Source organism: Pseudomaricurvus sp. (assembly GCF_965662505.1).
In the GTDB taxonomy this organism is placed as follows: Bacteria; Pseudomonadota; Gammaproteobacteria; order Pseudomonadales; family Cellvibrionaceae; genus Pseudomaricurvus.
The window spans coordinates 2,159-6,318 of record NZ_CBFIHX010000160.1 but is presented as its reverse complement, the minus strand read 5'-3'; the positions used below and the strand labels follow the sequence as shown (position 1 = coordinate 6,318).

3 protein-coding genes are annotated in these 4,160 nt (G+C 51.9%); 2 read left to right on the top strand and 1 reads right to left on the bottom strand.

Annotation, left to right across the window (positions count from 1 at the left end; all coding sequences use genetic code 11):
* Positions 1 to 162 precede the first annotated feature (162 nt).
* On the bottom strand, positions 163 to 2,268 hold the full coding sequence (locus tag ACTG33_RS15555) for a TonB-dependent receptor plug domain-containing protein (RefSeq protein ID WP_439136137.1): 2,106 nt from the start codon (positions 2,266 to 2,268) through the stop codon (positions 163 to 165).
* A gap of 222 nt (positions 2,269 to 2,490) precedes the next feature.
* Between ACTG33_RS15555 and ACTG33_RS15550 the strand changes: the two genes are divergently transcribed.
* Positions 2,491 to 3,855, top strand: coding sequence for an MATE family efflux transporter (locus ACTG33_RS15550; RefSeq protein WP_439136136.1), 1,365 nt, complete (start codon positions 2,491 to 2,493; stop codon positions 3,853 to 3,855).
* Positions 3,856 to 4,034: 179 nt separating this feature from the next.
* A partial coding sequence (locus tag ACTG33_RS15545) for a hypothetical protein (protein WP_439136138.1) occupies positions 4,035 to 4,160 on the top strand: 126 nt, incomplete at its 3' end.

Sequence of the window (4,160 nt, the reverse complement as noted above, 5' to 3'; positions counted from 1 at the left end):
GAGGTTTTCTTCAGGGGCTGAGGCGGTAAATTTGAAGCTGTTCATGGGCTTATCATAAGCGACTTTACTGCTTGCCTCTAATGAATGTTACAAATGTGATGTTTCTCAATGTTAAGCCCCTGACAGTTTCAGAAAATGTCTATCACCGTTGCCTGAAGGCTTTTACCATTTAAAAGTAAGTCCCAGTACAGCACTGCGTCCGGTACCGTAGAGTCTTTCGCCCACAGCGATATCGTCGTTACCACTGACGCGATTGTATCCCGCCAGATGATCCTGATAGCGTTTGTCGGTCAGGTTGTCGATACCCGCTCGCAGTTGCAGGGTCTGAGTCACATCGTAGCTGGCGAATAGGTGTAGCAGGCCGTAGCCAGCAGTTTCTGCTTCCTGATTGTAGGTGGAAACCCGATTTTGCTGATCGAAGATTTCACTGACCAGCTGCACATCCCACTGATCCTGTTGATAATTGATCGCCAGGCGATGATTCAGAGGCGCGATACGATACAGGTCGTCGCTGCTGTCGGTACGCTGGCCGCGAACGTAATTTAAGCTGCCGGATAGCGACCAATGGGTGCTGAGTTGCAGTCCGTAGGACAGCTCTCCGCCGAAGAGCTTGGCGTCGATGTTGTTGTACTGCAAAGCTGATTTGCCATTACTCATCATGTTAGCAAACATGCCGACGGCGTTGTCAATCATCATGTTGCCGCTGGCTTGGTAGGGGGTTCCCTGAATGTAATTGTCGACATCGCGATAAAACGTTTGCAGGGAAATATAGCCGTCCTCGGTACGGTAATCGATTCCCAGATTGAGCTCATTCGACGTTTCACTGTCCAGATCCAAATTGCCCAGATAGGTATAGCCATCGGCCAGACCGCCGCTGGCTTGCAGTGGCAGCCAGAGATAGCGTTCCTGATAAGACGGCGCCCGTTGTTTGCTGGACAAGCTGGCGTTAAAACTAAGCGCTTCATTGATCTGATACGACGTTTTCAACACCAGATCACGATTGTGATCGGTGATGTTTCGATCGCTGTTGTTGAAGTTCATGGCCAGCATGTTGGCCATGTTCGTCATCATGGTCATGTTCATCGTGCCGTTCATACCGCTTCCCAGAAAAGCACTGACGTCATCGGCATCCATAGAAACTTCGTTAAAGCGTGCTCCCAGCTCCCAACTCAAGTTGCCGTAATTGTGTTGCCATTCGGCAAAAAGGCCAGTGATATTACGCTCGGCATCGTTGAAATTCTGTATTTCAAACATAGCCATCTGAGGATTGGTGATCAGGGCGTTGTGTTCCGTTTCTGAGTAGTCTGCTCCAACGCGTATTAGCCCCTCATTTAACGGTAAGGTTGCCATCAGTTTATGCATCCATTCACGACCGCTGGCCTGTGTATAGCGCGGTCCCATCATGGGCTGTGGGCGCAGACTGAAGTTGTCCATGCCGTGATCCACATTGGTGTAGCTGCTGTTCCAGGAGAACTGAATACCTGCGGCCTTGGTGGACACATTGAAGCTGGCCAAATCGCTGTCGATAGAAGTGATGTCCATAGGCAGGGCCGGTGTGCCTGAATCGCCCGTATTGTTTTTACCCAGTTTGAGATTGAGCTCGGTATCGCCGCGACGATAACCATAAAACAAATCATTGCGACGGCGTTCGTAAGCAGTGTCTTCCAGATCTCCACCAGCGAATTCACTGTCATCTGCGTGATCGTAACTGCTGCTGATCCCAAGTTTGTGATGGCGATTGGCGCCTATCACCTGAATACTTGAGCTACTGCCGCGGTTTTGGCTGTTCCAGTTAGTGTGTACCCGGGCATTGAGTACAGCATCATCAGTATCGGTATAGTCACCCTGATAGCTGGTGGCCTCAATGTGGCCGCCGATAGTTTCTTGTCCCTGACTTACCGAAGCGGTACCCCGAGTCACTTCCAGAGATAACAGTTGAGATGCAGGGATATAGGACAGTGGTGTATCCATGGCGTTGGGACCGCCGGTGACGACACTACCACCATCGATACTTACATCCACACGATCACCGGCCAATCCTCGATACTGGGCAATGCCTGTCAGGGCACCGTTGCGATTAACGGCGGCCCCGGGCAAGGCTTTCAGAGCTGCAGCGCTATCTGCCGCTTGTATCTCATCCACATTCAGAGCGTGAGTAGTATTCAGCGGCCAGGACTTCTCTTCAACCGACACGATTGGCAGGTTTTCGGCGTGAGCAGGCAAGTGGACAATAACGATACTGGTGGCGAGCAGGCTGCGATTAAACATGGATTCCCTCCGGGCAGGTTCTGATTTCTGATCCGGCGTGCAAAGGTACATTTTATGCGGCACCGGTCCTTAACTGGAGGCGTTATTTTACGTCAACGGGTTGTCGCCACGGGTGTGACACATTGTCGCAGTCGATCCGGTATCCGCAATCAATCTGTGTTTTAATAGCGTCCGTTTTTTATCCAGCACGCTCTTTGATCCTTAACTACCTCCGGATACTTTGTGAAACAGTCCGTCTCTTTTACCGAAGGCCCTGTAGGCCGTCAGCTTACTTTAATGTCTCTGCCGATGGTTTGGGGGCTGTTGGCCACCATGTCGTTCAATGCGGTAGATACGTTCTTTGTTGCTCAGCTGGGCAGTGACTCGTTGGCGGCCATGAGTTTTACCTTTCCAGTAGTGATGTTGATTACCAGTATGGCGATTGGGTTAGGTGCCGGAACGTCATCGGTGATGGCGCGACGGCTGGGGCAGGGGGATGTGGCAGCGACCCGCAAACTGGCCGGAGACACGTTACTGCTAAGCTTTCTTCTGTCGCTGATCATGATGGCGATCGGGCTGGCTACCGTCGAGCCGCTGTTTCTGCTGTTGGGCGCAGAGCCTCATCTGCTGCCTTTAATCTCCGACTATATGCTGATCTGGTACCTTAATACGCCCTTTGTCATTGTTCCTATGGTGATGTCCGCCATGATGCGCGCGACCGGCAATAACAAGTTTGCGGGTATGCTGATGCTGATTTCAGCTCTGGTGAATGTGGTACTCGATCCTCTACTGATTTTTGGCTGGGGTCCAATACCTCGACTGGAGATTGCCGGAGCGGCCTGGGCGACGGTGATTACGCGAGTCGGGATGACGGCAGCGTCTTTCTATTTTGTGGCTCGCAGGCTGAACTTGATGACCTGGCCACACCGAGACTGGGTCGGGTTGAAAACCTCATGGCGCGCAGTGGCTCATATTGGGTTGCCCGCCATGGGAACCAATATGATCATTCCTCTGGCTGGTGGCATTACCGTGGCGCTGGTGGCCTCTCACGGGGTGGATGCGGTGGCAGGATTTGGTGTGGCTATGAGAATTGAACCGGTTGTTTCCATCGCTTTTTATGCGGTTTCTGGTGTGATCGGGCCATTTTTAGGGCAGAACATGGCTGTTCAATATCATGAACGTCAGAATCAGCTCATGTCTACTGTGCTGCGCTTCAGCCTGATCTTTGGTTTGGGCTTGGCGGTGTTGCTGTGGCTCACCGGTGGTTGGGTTGCGTCCTTATTCAGTGAATCTGAGCAGGTTATCTCGGTCGCAGTTGCCTATCTCAGTATTGTGCCAATCAGCTATGGCTGTGCGGGTCTGGTGATGTCAGTTAATGCCGGATTTAATGGGCTGGGTTACCCTATGCCGGCCATGGTGATATCGATCCTGCGGGTGCTGGGGTTGTACTTGCCTCTGGCGCTGGTGGGGCAGTGGCTCTGGGGCCTCAATGGTTTGTTTATCGCTACGGCTCTGTCCAACGTGCTGATGGCGGTTTGGGGGTATGTTTGGTTGCGTCGTCACCTAAGGCAGGTCCAGTCTAACGCGAGTTACGATATGGCCTATTAGGTCTAACGAGGCCCCTAAACGACTGATTGTGTAAAGGGGCGAGATCAGCGAAAATAGCGCCCCTTTAAAGCCCTGCAGGGCTATGATCAACTGTCACAGGTTTACCAGCGCAATACTCTATTGCTCAGCACTGTCTCCAGTGGGTAGAAATCTGTCATTAACCCGGAAGACCCGTTCTGATGTCCAATTCCTCTTTTCAGCAGCAAGTCTCGAAGCGACGCACGTTTGCTATTATTTCCCACCCTGACGCCGGTAAAACCACTATTACCGAGAAGCTGCTATTGCTGGGCCAATTGATCCAGGTA